Source organism: Helicobacter sp. 23-1046, assembly GCF_053654635.1.
On sequence record NZ_JBSIUS010000001.1, the window covers coordinates 773,829 to 795,364 of the forward strand.

The window sequence follows — 21,536 nt, forward strand, 5'->3', positions numbered from 1 at the left end:
CCAACAAAAAGGAGAAAAAATGAATGTATTAGTGGTAAATTGCGGGAGCTCATCGCTAAAATTTCAGCTCATAAATGTCGATAGCGAAAAAGTCCTAGCCTCTGGAATCTGCGATAGAATCGGGCTTGAAGGAAGCGTGCTAAACTACAAAAAAGGCGAAGAAAAAGCAAGTAAGACGCTAAACCTAGTCAATCACTCAAACGCCATATCTGCGGTGCTAGAAATTCTAACCGACAAAAAAATCGGCGCAATCAAATCCCTAGATGAAATCGCTGCTATCGGGCATCGCGTGGTGCACGGAGGCGAGTATTTCAAAGAATCTGTGCTGATTGATGAGATTGTGATAAAGCATATCGAGGATTGCTCCGCTCTTGCGCCATTGCACAATCCTGCGCATTTAATGGGTATCAAAGCTTGCTCCGAGCAAATGCCAAAAACGCCTATGGTAGCGGTGTTTGACACGGCGTTTCATCAGTCTATGGAAGCACGCGCGTATATGTATGGCGTCCCGTATGAATGGTATGAGAAGCACAAAGTGCGCAGATATGGCTTTCACGGGACAAGCCATAAGTATGTTTCACAGCGCACGGCGGAGTTTTTGGGACTTGATTATAAAAATTCTAAAATCATTGTCTGCCACCTTGGCAATGGCGCGTCCATCTCTGCGGTAAAAAACGGCAAATGCGTGGATACAAGTATGGGGCTAACGCCACTAGAGGGGCTTATAATGGGGACTAGAAGCGGGGATTTAGACCCTGCGATTTTGGACTATATCGCCGATAGAGAGGGGCTAAACACCAAAGCAATCGTAAATATCCTAAACAAAAAATCTGGCGTGCTTGGGATTTCAGGCGTGTCAAGTGATTTTAGGGATTTGCTTGATGCCGAGCTAAAAGGCGATGAGAGGGCGAAACTCGCTCGCGCTGCCTTTGCATATCGCGTGCTAAAATACATTGGAAGCTATTGTGCGGTGATGATAGGCGTAGATGCGATTGCCTTTTGCGCGGGCGTGGGGGAGAATGCGAAATTTATACGCGGTATGATTGTGGAGCATTTGGAGTTTTTGGGCGTGAAACTCGATGAGGAAGCAAACAACGCGTGTGGCAAAGAAGCGATAATCTCCACTAAAGATTCTAAAGTCAAAGTGTGCGTAATCCCCACAAATGAAGAGCTTGTCATCGCTAGGGACACCAAGGCGATTGTGGCAAAACTTTAAATTTTAAAATTTAAAACACAGGCTATTTATTGTTGTATTGAAGCGCGATTTTAGGTGCTTTTTGTTTTTATTGAATTTTGTCATACTTAAGCGCAAGCGAAATATCTCTATTTTTGTGCGAGGCGTAGAGGCAATGTAGAGATACTTCGGCTTTTTAAGCCTTCGTATGACAGACAAATCATTGAATATTTTGCAAATTTTTTAGATTAAGCAGGTGTAGAAATGAAACCATTTGAATACGGGCTCTACAAGCCAAATGAAAGCCTTTTAGTAGTTATCGATGTGCAAGAGAGGCTACTCCCGCTGATGTTTGATTGCCAAAATCTTATCAAAAATACCAACACGCTTTTGCGCGGGGCGCAGATTTTAGGCATTCCCACGCTTATCACCGAGCAGTATCCAAAAGGGCTTGGAAATACCGATAAACGCGTGGAATTTGACAGAGGAGATTCTACAATCTGCGTGCGAGAAAAGACAAGTTTTAGTATTTTTGGCAATGGCGAGATTATGGATTTTATCGCCAAGCTTAATACACAAGGCAGGGCAAAAAACCTCATAGTCTGCGGGATTGAAAGTCATATCTGTGTGCTTCAAAGTGTGCTTCACGCGCTAGATTTAGGGCTTAGCGTGTGGGTAGCGCAAGATGCTCTAAACTCGCGCAAAGAAGCAAACCACCTAAATGCTATCGAGCTAATGCGAAGCGGTGGTGCGAAAATCTCGTGCGTAGAATCGCTCCTCTTTGGCGCAATGCTAGAATCTAAAAATGAGCATTTCAAGCAAATCAGCGCGTTAATCAAGTAGATTCTAATCCAAATGCCCTGCCTTGCTTGATGGATTAAAGATTTTATCAATCTGTGCGTCATTTAAATCTAGCCCAAAAATTTCTTTGTAGTATTGCTTTGCATACGCCTTGTAGTCCTCTTTTATCACTTCTTTTGCGCTGTCTAAATGTGCTTTACTAGATTCTATAAATTCTGCGTTATGTGCTCGTAGCCACGCAAGAAGCAATGGCAAATCCACGCCCGGGGCAAATGGACGATAGCTCCCTAATGGCAGTTTATACACGCGCTTCTGTTGCACTGCTTTTATGCCCTGCCACCGCTTCGATTCTAAAATCTGCTTTGGCAAAAGTGGCGTAAAGTTGTTGATATAAATAATATCAGGGTTTAGTTTGTAGATTTCCTCAATCGAAGTAGTCGCACTCCGCAGGGAATCTAGCGCGTGAATCCCACCGCTAAAATCTAGCAAATACTTGCCAAAAATGCCCGCGATTACGAGCTTTTCATCGCTTGCGTAAGTATGGATAAAAATCGCTTTTGGAAGCGCGGTTGATTCTTTTTGGGTGTGCGCTCTATGTGTGTTAGAGTTTTTTGCATTTTTTACGCTAAGATTTTGTGGATTTTGCGCGTGTGTATTTTGCAAAGGTAGATTTTGTGTGTATGATTGTTGTGCTAGTTCCTCTTGTTTTTTGATTTCTTGCAAAATCTGCTTTGCTTTAGATTCTTTATCTAGCAATGGTGCAACAAGCCTAAACCACCCCTCCAAAGTCTTATGCGAGTTGTATCCCCATTTTGCCACGCTTATGGCAAGGGTTGGCACGCCACTTTTGCGCATAAGCGCGCAAATAGCCTTATTTGCGCTATGACAGATAAAGACATCGGGCTTGTAGTTTAGCAACTCCTCGATATTTTCGCTATTGCCTGTGGGGATTTGCGCGATTTGTGGATAAAAATCTATCATAAAGGAATACAAAAGCGCGTTTTTAGAGGCTTGTGGCATATACGCGATTCTTTTCGCGCTATTATCAAGCATTATCATCACAGATGGCAAGGGCCAAATCCCTGCTATGGCGATTTTTTGCGGCTCTTTTGTGATAGTTACTTTTACCCCATCATCATCGACAAGTGTCAGCGGGAAGCTCGCACTAAAGGCGTGCGTGATAAATACAAGATTTGCAAACATTGCAAAAAGTATGTTTTTGTGTGTGTTCATTGTTTTGTCCTTTATTGTAATATTGTTTTTTGTCATTGCGGGCAAGATTTTAGCCCTGTTTGTCATTGCGAGATTTTGCGACTTTTAATAAGGTCGCAAAATCGTGGCAATCCATTTTTGTTTTTTAGTCCAATCCAATTTTAAATCCACCTAACAATGTCATATTGAGCGATAGCGAAATATCTCTTTTTTGCGAAGTTGAGAGATACTTCGGGCTTAAAAGCCCTCAGCATGACAAGCATTTTTAGTATGACAAATAAATAGATTGCTACACTCGCCACTGCTCATTCGCAATGACAAGAAAATAAGCACATTTACAAAACCTAAATTCTAGTATTTTGCGGTAATGCTTGTGGAGTTTTTGAGAGTTTGACACAAGGTTAGCGCACTACTCGTGCGTGCCTTGTGGCAAACTCTCAAATCTCTGCAATGACTACCCAAAGACGAATTTTTCACATTCTAGAATGTAAAATATCTTCTTCTATCCACTCCATAAACGCATCAAAAAACGGCTCTGTCTTTGGCATAAAGCCCTGCCCCAAATGAAAATCTGGGTCAAGAGAGGTTACATACAGCCCGCCCTTATAGCTCGTATCTTTGTAGATTATCGCCTCATTTAGCTCGTTTGCCAAAATCATTTGCGAATCTTTAGGCGGATAAAACGCGCCGTGATAGTGCCATTTAGCCGTGAAAAGCTCCATTTTGCTAAAGAGGCGTTTGCCATACTCGCCCACCTCAAAGGACATATCCGCACCTTGAGAGAGCCACCACCAAAAATTCACGCCATATTCTTTCCACGCGATATTTGGCAAATACCCCTGCGTAACCTCGCCAAAGCTCACAATGCTCCCGCCATTTTTTAGAAACTCTACAAATTTCTCTTTGCAGGGTAGTAAAAAGCGCGGATTTGCCCTAGAAGCGATGACGATATAATCAAGCCCGCTAAAATCCGTATTTTGCGCGTCTTTATGGTAGATTCGCTTGTCAAAAAAATGCGCGTATTTTGCGCCTTTGTTGTAGAAAAAGTTGCGCTCATAGCTTGCGCCACCTGTGATTATGGCATTTTTTAGTTTGGGATTTTTACGCAGGGGATTTTTGGGATTTTGGGCTTTTATGGTGTCTGTGTCAAAGTGAAACCGCCCACTTTGGCTTGCATTTGTGGCAGGCTTTGTCATATTGGGCGCGAGCGAAATATCTCTGTTTTGGTTATTTTGAGATACTTCGGCTAAAGCCTCAGTATGACAATTTGTAGCGTGCGGATTGCCACGCTCACGCGCTGTGCTCGCTATCAATGACGGATTAGATTCCCTGTTTTTTAGCTCGCGCCCTAGCCAGCTTAGCAGATTTAGCCCTAACCTTCTAGCACTATTGTTTTCAAACACGCCAAAGGTAAGCAAATCCGCGCCTGCAGTGGCGAGAATCACGCCATTTGTAGAGATTCTATCGATATAGCCCACGCATTTCCCCTCACTATCACGCAAAAAGATTTCAAAATCTTGTTGTTCCTCATTCCCTGCAGAGGGGGCTTTGGCGTGGGCACTCTCACAAATGCCCTGCGGAATCTCAAAATACCCGCGATTAAAAAACCCTTTCACACCTCTACGGAAGTTTATATCATATTCGCGCACGCCCTCTGTGAGACCGTGTCCTGTCAGCCGTATTTCTCTATCGCGGATTTCTACGGGGCTTTTTATATAGCCCGCATTATTTGGCAAAATCCCCGTGTAGTTATGACAAAAGCTAACTACAATCCCGCCATTATCCAAAAACTCATAGAGTTTGTCTCTATGCTCCCATAGTGCTATTTCATCAATGCCCATAGGCAAAACCACAGCACAATACTTCTGCAACTCAAACCCAGCCAAATCACTATACACATCTCTATATTCTAACGCGCATTTGTAAAGAAAGTGATTGTAGATTCCATCTTTTTCATAACCATAAGTGTCAAAATATGCCACTTTCCCATATTTGAGAATCTCTTTATGGTTATACACTTCTTTCAACCTTATAGCGAGATTATCGCTTACCTCATTTGTAGTTATTTCCAAGACATCGCTTGGAGCACACGCTTGCATACTCATTGTTTTCTCCTTATTCTTAGTTTATTACTCATTTTGATATTTAAACCTATTTTTGAGTAATTTCGTTACAATGATACCCAAATAGTTAGCATATATATATATATATATATGAATTTTGTGTTACATTTTCAAAGTTTAGTAACAAATCTTATAATCTAAAAAGGAGAAACTATGAATAAGGGCAATCTTATTTTACTCTCAAGCATACTTGCTACTTGTCTTTTGGCTGATGATACTGACTTAGATTCAGCTCATCAAAAAAACTTAAACACTAATTCTCATAATGGAGAATCTGCGCAAAATGTCCAACTCCAAAAGAGCTCTGTAACTGCTGAAGTCTCTCAAAGCGAACTGCCTATCGAGCTACAAAGCAAGGCAATAAGCGTAGTAGAAAAATCTCAAATCCTAGAGAGAATGGGTGTCGGCGGACCGCAAGCCTTACTAGAACAAGTCCCGGGATTTTGTATTCTAGGAGCGGGGGAATCAACGGACAAATCACTATCCGCGGGCAAAACTCAAACAACACGCGTTCGGTTATTATGATTGATGGTGTGCGCTTTTCTGGTCGCTCGACACTAGATTTCAATGTGCTAGACCCCTATCAATTTGAATCTATCGAAGTTATTCGTGGTGCAGCGAGTGCATTATGGGGAAGTGATGCGATGAATGGCGTGATAAATTTCCGCACGCGCAGAAGCAATTACAACATTGGTGGCGAAGAATTTAGCGCAACAGCGAGAATCCGCGCCCTAGAATACCAAAGTGTCAATAATGGTTTTGCTGGTAGAGCGGAGATTTTGGGTGGTGGTAATGGTTGGGATGTGCTAATAGGAGCGAGCACAAGGCAAGGTGATGACTACACCACACCCTTGCAATCTCTCACAGCAGGAAGTCAGGGTAATTATTTAAAAGCCCCAAACTCCAATTACACAACCTTTAACCTTGATTTTAACATTGGCTACACAAACAAAAATCACACGAGATACTACACACAGGGACGCTACTCACATATAGAATCTCATCGCGCAGGTGGCGGAGCTGGGGTAGCTGCAGCACCGGGCTCATATTATGGAATCTCTGTGGCTGAAGTGCCAATCACAGAGTATTACATTCGCGCTGGGGTAGAAAAAAGCAATTTAGGCTTTGCAGATTCTATGAATTTTTATGTGCATTACCGCCATTGGGATACAGATATTTGGAATTATCGCTCTGGTGGGACAAACGGCTACACGCCCGGAAACAATATCCATCAAAGAGTTTATAATGACAACATTGTAGGCACAAGGTTGGTGTTTGATGGGAACTTTGGAAAACACTATGTAAATTATGGACTAGAAATAGAAAGCACGATAAAAGGCACGCAGGTAGCGCAAGAAATCATCGATAACACAGGTGGGATTACCACATCAAGGACAGCTGTGCGAAAATACACCAATACAGATTTTGCAATATTTGCAAAAGATGATTACAAAGTATTTGATAGTTGGATTATTTCTGCTGCAGCACGAGGAGACTATGTGCTTACCACTTTTGGCAAGACGCTTACTAGCATAGAGCAGAACTATCCAGCCGCATTGCTTAACACCATTAGTGATAAACCCGTGCATACAGGCGCGGTTACAGGCTCACTTGGCTCTGTGTGGTTTATCACAGATTATTTAAGCAATGTCATCAATATAAGTCATAATTTCCAAGACCCAGGTGGCACAGGCAGAATGTCTTTAGGTGCTTCTGCTCCGCGATATGTAGTCGCAAACCCTGATATAAAACCAGAATACAGCCAAACTGCAGAGCTCGGATTTCGCTTTAATACAGGGGAGCATTTTATAGGACTTACAGGATTTTTCACTAATTACCACGATATGATATTAACGCGTGTCTATACCAATCAAACATTACTCGATGCAATCACAGGAGGAAATCCGGGCAATGCGTATCTCACACGCAGCGAAAATGTAGGGAGAGCTTATATCACAGGTGCGGAGCTAGAAGGGCGACATCACTTTTTAGATTCTAAGGTGGAATTGAACTACAATCTTGCCTATAACTATGGACACGACATTACCAACAACAAACCAATAGCCTATATTGCACCAATTTATGGTAATGCAATGTTGAAATTTAACTTTGATAAAGTTTATATTAGCGTTATGGAGCGGTTTTATGGTGCAAAAACTCGCATAGACCCACAAGATTCTAATCCAGAGGGTAAAACTGCTGCGTATGCAATGACAGATATGTATGCTGGGGTAAAACTTGGGGAGTTTAAAAGCACATTGAAAGATATGGAGCTTATTTTTGGAATCTCTAATGTCTTTAATACCATAGGGCGCAACCCCGTAACAGGAATGAATGCAAATTACGCGCTTTCTGTTACTAATCCGCTTGTAGAGCCCGGTCGTAACTTCACACTTAAATATGTGTGGAAATACTAATGTGTGTTGTCGCAATTTAGAATCTAGGAGTGCAAATGCCCTACTCTACTCTAAAAATATCTCTCATTTACATTTTAAGCATTGCTGTTGTGCTTCTTATTGCACTATTTGCGCTTAGCATTGGGCGGTATGAAGTTCATATTAGCGATATACTCTCACTAATCGCTGGAAATCGCCTTGATAACGAAGTGGATACATTTGTCCTGCTAGATTTTCGCGCTCCGCGCGTCTTGCTTGCCATCGTTATGGGAGCGGGGCTAAGTATGGCAGGCTGTGCGTTTCAAAGCCTTTTTAGCAATCCTTTAGCAACCCCTGATATTTTGGGCGTTACAAGCGCGTCTAGCTTTGGAGCGGTGCTCGCTCTTATGTTTGGGTGCAGTATGCTTGGCGTGTTTGCGTTTGGATTTATGTTTGGAATCATCTCTTTGGTGCTTGTCGTGGCGGTTAGCTACTCGCGCTTTGTCCCGCTTAGCACCATTAGTATGGTTTTGAGCGGGATTATCATCTCCGCGCTGTTTTCTAGCCTTGTAAGCCTTGTGAAATACCTTGCCGACCCGCAAGATACGCTCCCTAGCATTACTTATTGACTTCTTGGCTCTCTATCAAGAGTGTGGAGTGGCGAGCTTGCATTAGGCGTAGTTGCGGTGTGTCTTGGTTGCGTAGCGTTGTTTTTAGCACGCTGGAAGCTAAATATCCTCTCTCTAAGCGAGGAGGAGGCAAAATCTCTAGGGGTAAATCTAAACGCCTTGAGGGCGGTGGTAATCCTCTCTTGCACGCTTATTGTAAGCGTGAGCGTGAGTTTGTGCGGGATTATCGGCTGGGTGGGATTGCTTGTGCCTCACATTGCGCGATTGCTCGTGGGAAGCGAGAGCTCACGGCTTTTGCCACTTAGTGGCATACTTGGCGCGGGCTTTGTCATCATCATCGATACGCTCTCACGCTCGCTTAGCGCAAATGAGATTCCCATCTCTATCCTTACAGCACTCATTGGTGCGCCATTTTTTATCTACATTTTGCATAAAAACAAAGGAGGCATAAAGCTATGAATAAGATTATGGAGTCAAAATCCTTGCCAAAATCTAGGCAGGACACTTCGCGAGAATCTAAGCACGATCTTGCGCAAGATTTTGGAAATGATTTGTCGCAAGAAGTTTTACAAAATGCTGGGCGAGATTCTAAAACGTCCCTGCTAGAAGTCAAAGATTTGTGTTTTTGGCGTTTTGTGGGGTTGCAAAAAATGCACATTTTAAAAAACATTAGTTTTTCGCTTCAAAAAGGCGAGATTTTAAGCATTTTAGGGCGCAATGGCGCGGGAAAAACGACATTGCTAAAATGCCTTTTGGGATTTTTGAAAAGCAGTGGGGAAATTTTATTGCAAGGGCGACATATCACCGAGCTTAGAGGTGCTATGTGGGATAAAGTGTCCTATGTCGCGCAGATTAAAGGTGCAACTCTGCCTATAAGCGCGCTTGAAATGGTGGTGCTAGGGCTAAATAATGCTATTAAATTTCAGCCAAAAGAGGAGCATTTTATGCGTGCTAGAGAGGTATTACACGAGCTAGGAATCGCGCATTTAGCCGATAAAAACTGCGCTTCGCTAAGCGGTGGCGAACTCCAAATGGTGCTTTTTGCCCGCGCATTAGTCAAACGGCCAGAGGTTTTAATCCTTGATGAGCCAGAATCAAACTTAGATTTTGCCAATCAAAAGATGATTTTAGACACGCTCAAATCTTTAAGCAAGCAGGGCGTATCTATCGTGCTAAATACGCATTTCCCAGCCCACGCGCTATTTTTATCGCACAAGGTTTTGTTGCTCTCAAAACTTCGCAACGAGGGCGAAATAGATTCTAACGCGCTCTTTGGCACAAGCGTGGAATTATTAAACCAAACGCATTTAAGTAAGCTTTATAGCGTGCCTTTGGAGTTGCATTCTAAGGTTAGCCCTTTTAGCCACGATGAGTTTATCGTGCGGATTTAAGAGATTTTTGGGAAGTTTGGGAATCTCTGCGCGAAAATTTTACATAAATTTTACTTGGTAAATGGATTTTATAAAAAAAAACACTATAATACGCGCGTATCCTATGGATAACCCACTAAGACATAGGATACCCCTGAGTCGCCACAACTTGTTATACCGACCAATGAAAGATTTTTCTTTTTCGTAACCTCCTTTCGTAAAAAAAAGAAACTAATGCAACCAAGCAATAAATATCCAAAGTATTTGGCATAACAAGGGCAACTCGGGGAAATTGCCATTTGCTTAGACTGGATTTAAAAGTCTCTAACAAAAAATTTCTGCAATTTTTATATTTTTGCTTACAAATGACAAAAATTATTGTATAACTCCAATCGTTATTTAATTTTTAATAACGAATATTAAAACTTTAAGGAGCTATAATGCAAACTACCAAAAATACAACCATAAAAATAAGCCTAATATCAAGCATATTACTAGGAAATATGCTTCTAGCAAATGATAATGGGGGGGGGCAGAAAACAATAATAGCAACTCTCAAAGCACTAATGTAGAAGAATCTATCCAACTTGAAAAATCAAGTGTAACTGCACAAGTCTCACAAAGTGAGCTCCCAATCGAATTACAACCAAAGCAAATCAGCATTATTGATTCTAACGCTATGCTAGAGAAAACCTCACTTGGTGGAGTGCAAGATGTGTTAGAATCTGTCCCCGGGATAAACTTCGCAAGACAAGGCGCAATCAACGGGCAAATTAACATTCGCGGACAAAACTCACGCGATTGGCGTAGCACAGTGATGATTGATGGTGTGCCATTTGCTGGGCGCAACACAGCGGAATTTAATATGTTTGACCCATATAGCTTTGATTCTATTGAAGTGTTGCGTGGCTCAGGTAGCTTTTTGTGGGGTAGCTCAAGTATCAATGGCATAGTGAATTTCCGCACGCGCAGAAGTAACTACAACCTTCAAGGCGAGTCTTTTAAGGCGACAGCAAGGGTGCGCTCACTTGAATATCAAAGCGTAAATGACGGCGTAGCAGGACGCGCAGAAGTGCTAGGCGGTGGCGGTGGCTGGGATTTACTCATCGGAGCAAATGGCAGAATGGGTGGAGATTACACAAGCCCTGTGCAAAGCGATGGTAAATATTTAAAGGTAGCAAACTCTGGCTATCAAGGCTATGGAGTAGATTTCAACGCAGGCTATACAACCAAATCAAGTGTGCGCTACTATTTGCAAGGACGCTATACTAATGTATCAGCAGAGCGAGCAGGAGGGACAGCAGCAGCACCGGGCTCAAGCTATCAAATCTCTGCTACAAATACAAATAAAATCCGCTTAGAAGATTCTCCAAGCATTGAGTATTATTTGCGTGCTGGTGCTGAGGCTAAGGATTTGGGTTTTGCAGATTCTATGGAAGCCTATCTCTATTATCGCCACCTAGATTCTCAAATCCTCTATGCCAACCAAAACCGCAAACGCGAAACTTTTGATAATAACTTTATAGGTGGGCGTCTGCTCTTTGATAGTCATATTGGCAAGCACACTTTAAGCTATGGAGCAGATTTTATGAGTGAGATTTCTTTAACGCCGGGCAATGAAATCAATACTGCTACAAATGTCATTACAACAAGAAACCGCGCCTATACAAATACGAATTTTGCGGTGTTTGTCAAAGATGATTATAAAGTCTTTGAGCCGTGGATTCTCTCAGGGGCTATTCGCGGAGATTACCTCTACACTTGGATTTCTAAGAGACACAGCGACCAAGAGGGAAATTGGGCTAATCGCTTCAATCAAGCCGAGATTTCTGCCCTCATCGATGAAAACAACAAAATCCATACAGGCGCACTCACAGGCTCTCTAGGCTCTGTCGTGTTTTTAGGCTCATATTTTAGCAATGTTTTTAATATAAGCCACAACTTCCGCGCACCACAAATTAGCGAGCGCATAGGCAATACTTATAGTGGAGGAGGCTCTAGCACAGCAGCACAAAGTATCTTAGCAAACCCAAATATCAAACCTGAATACAGCCAAACTGCAGAATTTGGCTTTCGATTCCACAGCGAAAATCACTTTGTCTCGCTCATTGGGTTTTTTACCAATTATCACAATATGCGCGCACGAAACCCATATACCACACAGGCTGGCGATGCGACATTTCGCTATGAAAATGTCGGCAAGGCATATATCACGGGTGCAGAACTCGAAGGCAATCATAGCTTTGGAGAGAGTGGCTTAGTCGAGCTAAACTATGCCTTTGCCTACCTACACGGACACAATGTAACGGATAATAAACCCATTAAGCATATTGCACCATTTAGCGGGAATCTATCCTTGCGACTAAATTTTAACAAAGCCTATTTAAGCGTGCGAGAGCGATATTATGCGCCTAAAAAACGCATAGATAGCGCAAATGAAATCGCTACAAAAGGGTATGCAATGACTGACATTCATTTAGGGATAAAGCTGGGTGCTTTTAATCATTATCTAAAAGATATGGAAATCATTGTGGGCGTCTCAAATCTCTTTAATGAAATTGGTATCAATCCAGCATCTGAATGGACTAGAACTACACTCCCACTCGCAGACCCCATAAATCTCACAAATCCACTTATTGAGCCCGGACGCAACTTCGTAGCTAAATATGTGTGGAAATACTAATACAACTTTGGATAGAATACAATCTTTGTGATTCTATCCACTCTTTACTTAAAACCCTTGCTTTTATTGCCAAAATCTCTATAATTGCTGTCTTAAAATTTTCTAACTAAGGAGCAAGTTTAATGCCGACCTTTAGATATGACCTTATAGGGCATTTTTTAGCCATTTTTACCATTATCGTGTGGGGGAGCACTTTTAGCTCGACAAAGGCGTTATTAGGCGATTTTGCACCTGCAGAGATTCTCTTTATCCGCTTCTTTTTGGCATATATATTCCTCGCGCTTTTATGTCGCACAGCTATCGCCTTTCGTGGCGTGAAAAATGAGCTATTATTCGCAGGAGCTGGACTTAGTGGCTCTTGTTTGTATTTTTTGCTAGAAAATATCGCGCTTAACTACACAAGCGCGTCAAACGCCTCGCTTTTAGTCGCGTTTAACCCCATTACCACCGCACTTCTTGCGCGAGTGATTTTTGGCAAAAGGCTTGGGCGATTCTATTTTCTTGGCTTTGGGCTATGCTTTGTTGGGATTATTCTTGTGGTGCTAAATGGTAGTTTTAGCGTGGAAATATCCCCGCTTGGCGATATGCTCTGCATTTTAGCGGGGCTTGTTTGGTCGGTTTATACGATTATTTTGGAGCGACTTTTTAGCGTGTATCGCGGGGAAAATGCTATCGCAATGACGCGCAAAATCTTTTTTTATGGGCTTATTTTTACGCTTCCTTTCGCGCTGTGGCAGAGCGTGGAGCTAAGCGGAGGGGATTTTAGCAAGATTATAGAATCTTCGCGCTTTCGTAATCCCACCAACGCGCTAAACTTGCTCTTTTTAGGGCTTGTGGCAAGCGCGCTATGCTATCTAAGCTGGAACGCCTGCCTAAAGCGACTTGGCACATTGCAAGCGAGCGCGTATATCTATGCGATTCCTGTGGTGGGCGTGTTTATCGCCACACTCACTTTGGGCGAGTCTCTCACGCCCTATCTTATCATCGGCGGGATTCTCACTTTGCTCGGGCTTTTTGTCAGTCAAAAATAAGCAAACTTAGAGAATCTAAAAGGCTAAAAGCTCAGTCTGCCCTCGAGGAATGCACTGCGCCCAGCACCGATTAAGAATCCATAGCCAGCGACACTATCACTCGCATCTCCGTTGTAATAGCTATAATAAAATGTATCAAAGACATTACGCACGCCCGCGCTTAAAGAGAAATCTCCAAGTTTGACATTGAGCCCAATGTCTGTGAGGCTATATGCGGGGATTGTTTTTTGTCCATTGCTTGTCCTTGTTTGAGCTTGCCCCTGCCCTGTGGTAGTAAAAGTCTCAATATCTTTGCTTTGTCCATAAAAGCTATTTTGAATCCAAATTCCAAAGTTTCTACTTACATTGTAATTAAGCCCAATGGTCGCCTTATAATTACTCACATAGGGAATAAGCAAGTTTTTTACACTCGCGCCATTGTTGCGTAAGATTCTCGCATCGATATAAGTAACACTCTCGCTTAGACTTAGATTCCCATCAAGCAAATATTGCTCGGAGAAAAGCTCCACGCCTACGCGACTTGTCCTATCATAATTACCATAGACTACGCCACTTGCGGAGTGTGCGTTCCCAATGGTGTAAAATTCATTTTGCGTAAGTGTATAAAACACACTCGCACTGAATGCTACGCTACTGCCCCAAAAGTCCTTTAACCCTAATTCAAAAGTATGATAATCCTCTTGTTTTAAGTTCGTTGTGATATAATTGCTACCACTGCGTGTAAGCATAGAGTTGGGGCTAGGCGAGAAGAACCCTTTTTCGTATTTTACAAATATATTGCCATTATCGCTGTATCGAATGTTTGGTGTGATTTCTAGTGCATAATTATGCAGAGAATCTTTAAGATAGCCATTTGCGTTAATGCGTATCGGCACTGGTGCGCCACCTGTCATAGTAATCGTTTGTTGATTTATTACATCTATATCATAGTAAGCATATTCATATCGCGCACCACCTGTAAGTGAGAATCGCTTGCCAAAATCGTATTTTTCTAACGCAAAAAGCGCGGTATTCCATTTATTACCATTAAAGGCAATGTGCATTGGGTGATTATACGCGGTAACTGCGCCTGTCCCACCACTTGCGTTAATGAGTTGCTCCATTGTGCGATTGCTGATTTGATAGACAGATTCTAATCCCAACATAAAGCGTCCATTGGTGTGATTTAAATCATATTTGGCATTCACACCAGCCTTTTGGTCGTCAAAAAGTGAGCCACTTTGGTCAGCAGAAGTCGTAGCAAAGGCAAAAGTCCCATAACGATAATTGGTTAAATTAGTTATAGAATCTTCATATTTGATTTTATTTAAGTGATAAAATGCGCGCACATCAAACTTGCTATTTTCACTTAGAGCCATATTCCACGCTAGGCTTACATCAAGACGGCGTTGGGAGTTTCTCATTGAGCCCGTGCCCGCTGTGCCTCTATCAGACTTGCTTGGATTGGCTATGTCATTAAAGGAATTATTTGGCGTGGTGCGGATAATCCCTGCAAAGTAATCTATATCAAAACTCACACTTGAATCAGGGCTAAAGTCCTTTGTGAGCGAAAATGAGCCTTGCGCACCATTAGTCCTATCACCTAGTCTAGGTCCGCCTCTATCGATATAAGCTGCGCTTGTAGTGATATAAGTGCCATCGCCAATCTTCCCGCCAACGCGCACATCGGCGTTATAATTATTCCCCACGCTAGCAATGGTATTAGAATAGCTAAGTCCCGCACTAAAATATGGAGTCTCATATCTTTTTTTGTGTAAGGATATTAACAACCCCCCCCCCTCGTGCCGTTACCATACATTACCGCGCCACCACCGGGCAAAACCTCAATAGATTCTATGCTGTTTGGTGAGAGAGTATTAAGTGGCGTAACTCCGTGGCTAGAATCAAGCATATTAGAATAATTCCCATTGATGAGCACTTGCACGCTTGTATTTGCGCGATTACCCTGCCCTCGTAAATCTAAGTTGCTCCCCAAGCCAACATTTGCTAACCCCACAAAAGGCGTGTAGCGAAATATTTCTTCGCTACTGCGATAGCCTTTTTCTGCGATTTGCTCTTTATCAATCTTATACACACTGCGATTGAGCTCATCGAGCTCTGAGCGCATAACTTGCGCTGTAACCGTGGATTTACCAAGTTTGGCTTCTTGCATAGCCTCTTGTTGCGTGCTTGTATCATCAGCCCATAAACTCGCGCTTAAAGCCAATGCTAGTGAGACAGATATATGTTTTTTCATACTTTAATCCTTTAATAATGAGATGACAAAATGCTTTAAAGCACTTTGTTTTGAGTTGGCAATTATAGCAAAAAAATAATGATTTTTATTTATTAACAATAAAAGTTTCTATAAAAACCCTAATAGTATGAGAATCTACTAAAATATTTTTATTATAAATTATAAAATGAGAATTAAAAGATTTTTATCTCACAATTACTCACATAGTGATAAAGCAACTTTGCTTGTCGTCTTTAGGGATTAAAAATTGCTTAAAGTCAGCTAAAATGCAAATCCATAACTTAAGGAATCCTAACAATGAGACATTTGATGATTGTAATGCTTGCATTTACCCTAGCACAAGGCGCAAATGACAGATATAATACAATGCTTTTTAGCGATAGTTACACAGAAGTGCGCAAGGGCATATCACTTGGAGCAGATATTGAAGCGAGATTACGCGATAGCACTCCGCTCTATGACGCAGCACGAAAAGGGAATCTAAAAATCGTAAATCTCTTAATCCAGCGTGGAGCAGATGTCAATGCGGTATGCCACGGCGAGACGGCGTTGCTTAAAGTCGTGGCATTAGGCGATGTCAAGGTGGCAAAAGAACTCATCAAAAAAGGCGCGGAAGTCAATGTCGCCGATGAGCACTTGGGCAATACACCACTACACTACGCCACAAAAAATAATCATAAAGAAATGATAGCATTGCTACTTTCACGCGGGGCAGATATGTATGCGCCAAATTTCAGAGGCGAGACGCCAGCGGGCAAGATTTTAAAAGACAAATCCGTCCCAGCCCTTAGCATAGAAAACGAACATCTTGTGCTCAAGGCAAATTCGTTTAATCTCTCTAAAGGCACGGTGGCTCTTAGCATAGAGAACAAAACACAGGAGTTTTTAGACATTTCTCACCTTGCGCTGTATATGGATGGGAATCTCATAACCGATGGAAACGCAAATAAAAAGCTCCCCCCGCATTCTTCGGCAGGTGTAGGCTCGCTAGCTATCCCAGCAGATGTGTATGAAAAAGCCAAAATACGCAAATCAGGCAATACAACGGTGAAATATGGATTTGCCGTAGAATATGACATAGGCGGTGTGCGAAAAAATCTCTACAAAAGCACTGAAACACAATTCAAACTTTGGTAAAATATCTATTTCAAATGAGGCAAGGAGTAAGCATTGAAAGTTAGTGTGATTTTTGGTGGGATAAGTTTTGAGCACGAGATTAGCATTGTGAGTGCGATTGCGCTTAAAAAGGTTTTAGGCAACGACATAGCACATTTTATTTTTTTAGATTCTACGCATCGTTTTTGGCTTATCCCAAGCAAAAATATGAAATCCTCATTTTTTGCCAAAGGAGAGTATAAAACTCAATGCAAGGAAATTTTCCCTACATTTGCAGGATTTTATTACACCAATACAATTTTTAAAACACGCAAAAATATCCCTATCCAAACCGCTTATAGCCTCATACACGGCGCAGATGGCGAAGATGGAATCCTAAGCGCGTTGTTTGAGTTTTATAAGATTCCCTATATTGCGCCACGAGTGGAAGCGTGCGCACTCAGTTTTAACAAAACTTTGACAAAGCTCTTTTGTGCTGAACGCAAAATCAAAGCCCTGCCCTATCAAGTCCTATACACCCACGACTTTGAATTTGACAAAAAACTTAGCGATTTTACTCCAAATTTTCCCTATCCTGTAATTGTGAAACCAGCGAGACTTGGAAGCTCTATCGGTGTGAGTGTGGTCGCGGAGCAAAAAGAACTTGCTTATGCCATTGAGAGTGCGTTTGAATATGATGAGTGCGTTGTCATTGAGCCTTTTATCCACAATATTAAAGAATACAATCTCGCGGGGTGCAAGGTAAAAAATGACAATGGCGAAGATGAGTGGATTTTTTCCATTATTGAAGAGCCACAAAAAGGCGAGTTTTTAGACTTTGAGAAAAAATATTTAGATTTCTCACGCACACAGCAGATTCTCCAAGCGGACATAAGCGAGAATCTTCGCACAAAGATTGAAAAAAACTTTACGCAAATTTATGAAAATGCCTTTGAGGGAGCGATTATCCGTTGCGATTTTTTTGTGATTGATGATGAAGTCTATCTCAACGAGATTAACCCTATTCCGGGTTCTGGGGCAAATTATTTGTTTAAAGACTTTAAAAATGTCCTCAACTCTCTTAGCGCAAATCTTCCGCATAAAAAACGCATAAAAATTTCCTATGCTTACATAGAAAAAATCCAGCGTGCCAAAGGCAAATAAACTCCTCTAACTGAAATTTTACTAAACGCTAAAATCCGCGCATTATAATGCGATATACAAAAATAATTTTGGCGTTTAAAAACTAAAAAGAGAGTGTGTATGGCGATAAAAAACATTACATATATGCAGCAAACATTTCCATTAAGCTATGAATTACACAATCTCCAAGTAAAAAATCCGCACGGTATGCTGGTATTTTTACACGGCTGGGGAAGCAATAAAGAGCTAATGAAGCAAGCCTTTGACAAAAGTTTCGCAGAATTTGTGCATTGCTATGTGGATTTACCCGGCTTTGGTGGAAGTCCTTGCGATAAAGCACTTTATACAAGCGATTACGCCAATATTATGGAATCATTCTTACGCCAATTACAACAAAGCGTGAGTGATATTGATTTAAGCGCGTATATCCTCGTAGGACATAGCTTTGGTGGAAAGGTCGCGCTTTTACTTACTAATGCACTTAAACTTCGCACTCTTATCTTGCTCTCTAGTGCTGGAATCTTAACGCCCAAATCCCTCAAAACGCGCGTAAAAATCACTCTTGCCAAAGTCGCTAAAACTCTAGGACTAAATGCCAAAGCCCTCCGTTCAAAGGACGCTGATAACCTTAATGAGGCGATGTATCAAACATTTAAAAATGTCGTAAATGAAGATTTTAGTGAGCATTTCAAAGCCTGCAATGCGCAAAGTTATGTCTTTTGGGGGACACAAGATGACGCTACACCGCTAAGCAGTGGAGAAAAAATCGCCAACTTATTGCCAAATGCCTACTTTTTCGCACTTGAGGGCGGGCATTATTTTTTCTTAAATCAAGCGAGCGTTATACAATCTTACTTTACACATAAAAATACTCCTAAAGAGGCTTTAGATTCTAAAATTTCGCTACAATCTTATGAAGTGCAATCAAATCAATCGCACGATTTCGATTCTCTTACTTGTTGGCATATCCTTGTGTATGGCAAGGTGCAAGGAGTTGGTTATCGTAAATTTGCCAAAGCTAAAGCCGATGAGCTAGGCATAAAGGGAAGCACACAAAATCTCCAAGATGGAAGTGTGGAAATCTATGCCCAAGCCAAAGAGCAAACGCTACAAAGTTATTGTGAGATGCTTCAAAAAGGACCATTGCGAGCAAATGTCTCACATATACAATCAAATCGTGAAGAGAGAAAAACTTTCAGTGAATTTAGTATATTGCGAGGATAATAAATGAGTGATGAATACATTTTAGGCGTTGCCACGCGTTTTATTCTAAACCTTGAAATAGCATTTTATTTTATCACGCTGTTGCAATGGTATAATTACAGCCTCTTTCGTGTCTTTTTCCGTCATCATAAGCCACTTTGGCATATTTGGTTTTTTCTCTTGCCTGTTGGCGTGTTTATAACGCTTGATGTTTTTGGATTTGAGAAATATTGTATTGTTGTTGTGGGTGTGCTTTTTGTGGCGTTGTGTTCGTGGCGATTCTCACAAGATAAACCTTTAAAATTCACCAAAAGGGTGATAAGATTCTTTATTTTGTGCTTTTTATTTTTAGCTTTAGATGAGGCGTTGAGTTTTAGCTTTGAGACAAACACACCTATTTCTCATATCCTCCCACTTATCTTTGGACATATTGTGTCAAAGACTTATGAATTTGCTCTTTTGAAGCAGTATAAAAAAATGGCAAAAGAAAAGTTGGAGCGATTTAGTCGGTTAAAGGTTATAGCGATTACAGCAAGCTATGGAAAGACAAGCATTAAAAACTATCTTAGGCAGATTCTTGGCACGCAATACGCCGTATATGCTACTCCACGCAGTGTCAATACGCTTGCTGGCATTATTGCAGATATTAACGAGAATCTTACCTACACCACAGATATTTACATAGCCGAAGCTGGCGCGCGTCAAAAGGGTGATATTGATGAAATCGCGCAATTTTTAAATCCGCAATACACCATTATTGGCGAGATTGGCGAGCAACATTTAGAATACTTTAAAAATCTCGCAAACATTGTAGAGACGAAATTTGAGCTCTTGCATTCTAATAGATTAAAAAAAGCATACATTTATGAAAAAAACCTCTTGCCTCACGATTTTGAAACTATCAAACCACGCAATACAGAGTTCTACCCCGCAGCGTGTCGCAATGTCAATGCCACGCTCGATGGCACGACATTTGAGCTCAAAATCAAAGACAAATGGGTGGAGTTTGAGACGCAGATTCTAGGCACATTTAACGCACACAATATCGCTGTGGCAGTGAGTATCGCCACCGAACTTGGAATGAAAGCCGAAGAGATTGTGCGTGCGGTCAAAAGACTTGAGCCAACAGAGCACCGCTTGCAAAAAATAGAAGTAAATCAAAAACTTATCATTGATGATAGCTTCAATGGGAATCTCAACGGAATGCTCGAGGCTGTGCGCCTCTCCTCGCTTTATAATGGAAGACGCGTAATCATCACGCCCGGTATCGTAGAGAGCACTAAAGAGGCAAATATCCAACTCGCCAAAAAAATTGATGAAGTCTTTGACATTGCCATTATCACGGGCTCTCTCAATACAAAAGTGCTCTCTAGCCATATTAAAAGCGCGCAAAAAATCATTTTGCCAAGTAAAGAATTACTTGAAACAATGCTAAAAGCCTGCACGCTTCCAAATGATTTGGTGCTCTTTAGCAATGATGCGCCAAGCTTTATTTAAGAATCTTTAATGCAAGCACTCTACTGCCCTTGGCGCGAGGCATACTTCGGGGATAAGGGTGATGAATGTGTGTTTTGTGCGATTTCAAAAACTCCAAATGATGATGAGAAACACCGCGTATTTTACCGCGATGAAATGTGCTTCGCAGTGATGAATCTCTTTCCCTATACGCCCGGACATTTTATGATTATCCCGCACGCACATTGTAGCTCCCCTGAGAATCTAGACGCACAAATATGGCAGCATATCCACTCTCTTTCTCAAAAGGCCTTTGAGATTCTCTATGAATATGGCGCAAGCGGGATAAATATGGGTATGAATATCCATCGTGCGGGTGGAGCGGGAATCCCAGAGCACTTGCATTTGCACTTCGTGCCTCGATTTATAGGCGATACGAATTTTATCACCACCATTGGCGAGACACGCACTTATGGCGTGGATTTTGATAGTGTGTATAAGAAAATTAAAGCGATTGCCCAAAAGATTCTCTAATTTTTCTAAAGCTTTATAGGAAACCTATAGAGCTCTTATTGATTTTATAGAAAGTTTAAAAACTCTTGGAATAAAGATTATAAAAGCGTCTTAGAGATAATATGGATATAAAAGGATTGTCAAGGCGATAGGACTTAAAGCCCTATCTGTCCTTAAGTTTTAGACTCTTAATGAGTTTGACATACGACTCGTATTTTGTGCGTTTCAAATATGATAACAAAGACTTTCGCAAACCTACAAGTTTAAGCAAGCCTAAACGCGATGAGTGGTCTTTGGGATTTGCTTTTAAGTGTTGGGTTAAGTCTGCTATGCGCTGGGTTAAAAGCGCGACTTGCACCTCCGATGAGCCTGTATCGTTTTTATCTCGCCCAAACTTTGCGATAATCTCTTTTTTCTTCGCCATATCTAAAGCCATAATGACCTCCTAAATGGTATAAAATAAGCCGTGATTGTAGCATAAAATTTCTCAATT

The 21,536-nt window shown here is 41.5% G+C and carries 18 protein-coding genes and 2 pseudogenes; 15 read left to right on the top strand and 5 right to left on the bottom strand.

Annotated elements, in window-relative coordinates:
- Nucleotides 1-19 precede the first annotated feature (19 nt).
- Nucleotides 20-1,216 (top strand): acetate kinase, encoded by a 1,197-nt coding sequence (locus tag ACWIUJ_RS03800; protein WP_454169064.1) that lies wholly within the window; start codon nt 20-22, stop codon nt 1,214-1,216.
- 222 nt (nt 1,217-1,438) lie between these two features.
- Nucleotides 1,439-2,017: an isochorismatase family protein gene (locus ACWIUJ_RS03805; RefSeq protein ID WP_454169065.1), complete on the top strand. Its 579-nt coding sequence runs from the start codon at nt 1,439-1,441 to the stop codon at nt 2,015-2,017.
- Between the two features lie 3 nt (nt 2,018-2,020).
- On the opposite strand, the gene ACWIUJ_RS03810 is transcribed toward ACWIUJ_RS03805, so the two are convergent.
- Together ACWIUJ_RS03810 and ACWIUJ_RS03815 are read right to left on the bottom strand one after the other, a co-directional pair.
- On the bottom strand, nt 2,021-3,208 hold the full coding sequence (locus ACWIUJ_RS03810; protein ID WP_454169067.1) for an ABC transporter substrate-binding protein: 1,188 nt from the start codon (nt 3,206-3,208) through the stop codon (nt 2,021-2,023).
- A 452-nt stretch (nt 3,209-3,660) separates the two neighbouring features.
- Nucleotides 3,661-5,292: a hypothetical protein gene (locus tag ACWIUJ_RS03815; protein WP_454169069.1), complete on the bottom strand. Its 1,632-nt coding sequence runs from the start codon at nt 5,290-5,292 to the stop codon at nt 3,661-3,663.
- A gap of 171 nt (nt 5,293-5,463) precedes the next feature.
- Here ACWIUJ_RS03815 and ACWIUJ_RS03820 point away from each other — a divergent pair, with 171 nt between their 5' ends.
- From ACWIUJ_RS03820 to ACWIUJ_RS03850, 7 genes and pseudogenes are all read left to right on the top strand, one after another.
- A complete protein-coding gene (locus ACWIUJ_RS03820; protein ID WP_454169071.1) occupies nt 5,464-5,835 on the top strand; it encodes a hypothetical protein in 372 nt (123 codons plus the stop codon).
- Complete coding sequence (locus ACWIUJ_RS03825) at nt 5,754-7,727, top strand: TonB-dependent receptor plug domain-containing protein (protein ID WP_454169072.1); 1,974 nt, start codon at nt 5,754-5,756, stop codon at nt 7,725-7,727. The genes ACWIUJ_RS03820 and ACWIUJ_RS03825 overlap by 82 nt, the downstream gene beginning before the upstream one ends.
- 35 nt (nt 7,728-7,762) lie before the next feature.
- Nucleotides 7,763-8,773, top strand: a pseudogene (locus ACWIUJ_RS03830) (FecCD family ABC transporter permease).
- Nucleotides 8,770-9,705, top strand: a complete 936-nt coding sequence (locus ACWIUJ_RS03835) for an ABC transporter ATP-binding protein (protein WP_454169074.1) — start codon at nt 8,770-8,772, stop codon at nt 9,703-9,705. The pseudogene ACWIUJ_RS03830 and the gene ACWIUJ_RS03835 overlap by 4 nt, the downstream one beginning before the upstream one ends.
- A gap of 419 nt (nt 9,706-10,124) precedes the next feature.
- On the top strand, nt 10,125-10,256 hold the full coding sequence (locus tag ACWIUJ_RS03840; RefSeq protein ID WP_454169076.1) for a hypothetical protein: 132 nt from the start codon (nt 10,125-10,127) through the stop codon (nt 10,254-10,256).
- A gap of 8 nt (nt 10,257-10,264) precedes the next feature.
- Complete coding sequence (locus ACWIUJ_RS03845) at nt 10,265-12,367, top strand: TonB-dependent receptor (RefSeq protein ID WP_454169714.1); 2,103 nt, start codon at nt 10,265-10,267, stop codon at nt 12,365-12,367.
- Between the two features lie 122 nt (nt 12,368-12,489).
- Nucleotides 12,490-13,398 carry a DMT family transporter gene (locus tag ACWIUJ_RS03850; RefSeq protein ID WP_454169078.1) on the top strand — a complete coding sequence of 303 codons (909 nt, stop codon included), beginning with the start codon at nt 12,490-12,492 and terminating at the stop codon, nt 13,396-13,398.
- Between the two features lie 23 nt (nt 13,399-13,421).
- Here the strand turns inward: ACWIUJ_RS03850 and ACWIUJ_RS03855 are convergent, their stop codons facing one another.
- Nucleotides 13,422-15,167 carry a TonB-dependent receptor gene (locus ACWIUJ_RS03855; RefSeq protein WP_454169080.1) on the bottom strand — a complete coding sequence of 582 codons (1,746 nt, stop codon included), beginning with the start codon at nt 15,165-15,167 and terminating at the stop codon, nt 13,422-13,424.
- Entirely contained in the window at nt 15,161-15,634 is a 474-nt protein-coding gene (locus tag ACWIUJ_RS03860) for a TonB-dependent receptor plug domain-containing protein (RefSeq protein ID WP_454169082.1), read from the bottom strand. Before ACWIUJ_RS03860 ends, ACWIUJ_RS03855 begins: the two co-directional genes overlap by 7 nt.
- Nucleotides 15,635-15,931: 297 nt before the next feature.
- On the opposite strand from ACWIUJ_RS03860, the gene ACWIUJ_RS03865 reads away from it, so the two are divergent.
- The 6 genes and pseudogenes from ACWIUJ_RS03865 (at nt 15,932) to ACWIUJ_RS03890 (ending at nt 21,064) form a co-directional block, all read left to right on the top strand.
- Nucleotides 15,932-16,771, top strand: a complete 840-nt coding sequence (locus ACWIUJ_RS03865) for an ankyrin repeat domain-containing protein (protein ID WP_454151574.1) — start codon at nt 15,932-15,934, stop codon at nt 16,769-16,771.
- A 33-nt stretch (nt 16,772-16,804) separates the two neighbouring features.
- Nucleotides 16,805-17,893: a D-alanine--D-alanine ligase gene (locus tag ACWIUJ_RS03870; protein ID WP_454151572.1), complete on the top strand. Its 1,089-nt coding sequence runs from the start codon at nt 16,805-16,807 to the stop codon at nt 17,891-17,893.
- A gap of 99 nt (nt 17,894-17,992) precedes the next feature.
- Nucleotides 17,993-18,721, top strand: a pseudogene (locus ACWIUJ_RS03875) (alpha/beta fold hydrolase); the annotation flags it as partial.
- 123 nt (nt 18,722-18,844) lie between these two features.
- Complete coding sequence (locus ACWIUJ_RS03880) at nt 18,845-19,096, top strand: acylphosphatase (RefSeq protein WP_454169716.1); 252 nt, start codon at nt 18,845-18,847, stop codon at nt 19,094-19,096.
- Between the two features lie 3 nt (nt 19,097-19,099).
- Nucleotides 19,100-20,572: a Mur ligase family protein gene (locus tag ACWIUJ_RS03885; protein WP_454169084.1), complete on the top strand. Its 1,473-nt coding sequence runs from the start codon at nt 19,100-19,102 to the stop codon at nt 20,570-20,572.
- A gap of 9 nt (nt 20,573-20,581) precedes the next feature.
- Nucleotides 20,582-21,064: an HIT family protein gene (locus ACWIUJ_RS03890; protein ID WP_454151568.1), complete on the top strand. Its 483-nt coding sequence runs from the start codon at nt 20,582-20,584 to the stop codon at nt 21,062-21,064.
- Between the two features lie 142 nt (nt 21,065-21,206).
- Here the strand turns inward: ACWIUJ_RS03890 and rpsO are convergent, their stop codons facing one another.
- The gene (gene rpsO / locus ACWIUJ_RS03895; RefSeq protein ID WP_454151566.1) at nt 21,207-21,479 is read right to left on the bottom strand and encodes a 30S ribosomal protein S15; all 273 of its coding nucleotides are present in this window, start codon (nt 21,477-21,479) and stop codon (nt 21,207-21,209) included.
- Between the last annotated feature and the right edge of the window lie 57 nt (nt 21,480-21,536).

Bases quoted from the DNA above. Each gene is read 5' to 3' on its own strand.
- ACWIUJ_RS03800 (WP_454169064.1), top strand. From the start codon at position 20: ATGAATGTATTAGTGGTAAATTGCGGGAGCTCATCGCTAAAATTTCAG.
- ACWIUJ_RS03805 (WP_454169065.1), top strand. From the start codon at position 1,439: ATGAAACCATTTGAATACGGGCTCTACAAGCCAAATGAAAGCCTTTTA.
- ACWIUJ_RS03810 (WP_454169067.1), bottom strand. From the start codon at position 3,208: ATGAACACACACAAAAACATACTTTTTGCAATGTTTGCAAATCTTGTA.
- ACWIUJ_RS03815 (WP_454169069.1), bottom strand. From the start codon at position 5,292: ATGAGTATGCAAGCGTGTGCTCCAAGCGATGTCTTGGAAATAACTACA.
- ACWIUJ_RS03820 (WP_454169071.1), top strand. From the start codon at position 5,464: ATGAATAAGGGCAATCTTATTTTACTCTCAAGCATACTTGCTACTTGT.
- ACWIUJ_RS03835 (WP_454169074.1), top strand. From the start codon at position 8,770: ATGAATAAGATTATGGAGTCAAAATCCTTGCCAAAATCTAGGCAGGAC.
- ACWIUJ_RS03840 (WP_454169076.1), top strand. From the start codon at position 10,125: ATGCAAACTACCAAAAATACAACCATAAAAATAAGCCTAATATCAAGC.
- ACWIUJ_RS03850 (WP_454169078.1), top strand. From the start codon at position 12,490: ATGCCGACCTTTAGATATGACCTTATAGGGCATTTTTTAGCCATTTTT.
- ACWIUJ_RS03860 (WP_454169082.1), bottom strand. From the start codon at position 15,634: ATGAAAAAACATATATCTGTCTCACTAGCATTGGCTTTAAGCGCGAGT.
- ACWIUJ_RS03865 (WP_454151574.1), top strand. From the start codon at position 15,932: ATGAGACATTTGATGATTGTAATGCTTGCATTTACCCTAGCACAAGGC.
- ACWIUJ_RS03885 (WP_454169084.1), top strand. From the start codon at position 19,100: ATGAGTGATGAATACATTTTAGGCGTTGCCACGCGTTTTATTCTAAAC.
- ACWIUJ_RS03890 (WP_454151568.1), top strand. From the start codon at position 20,582: ATGCAAGCACTCTACTGCCCTTGGCGCGAGGCATACTTCGGGGATAAG.
- rpsO (WP_454151566.1), bottom strand. From the start codon at position 21,479: ATGGCTTTAGATATGGCGAAGAAAAAAGAGATTATCGCAAAGTTTGGG.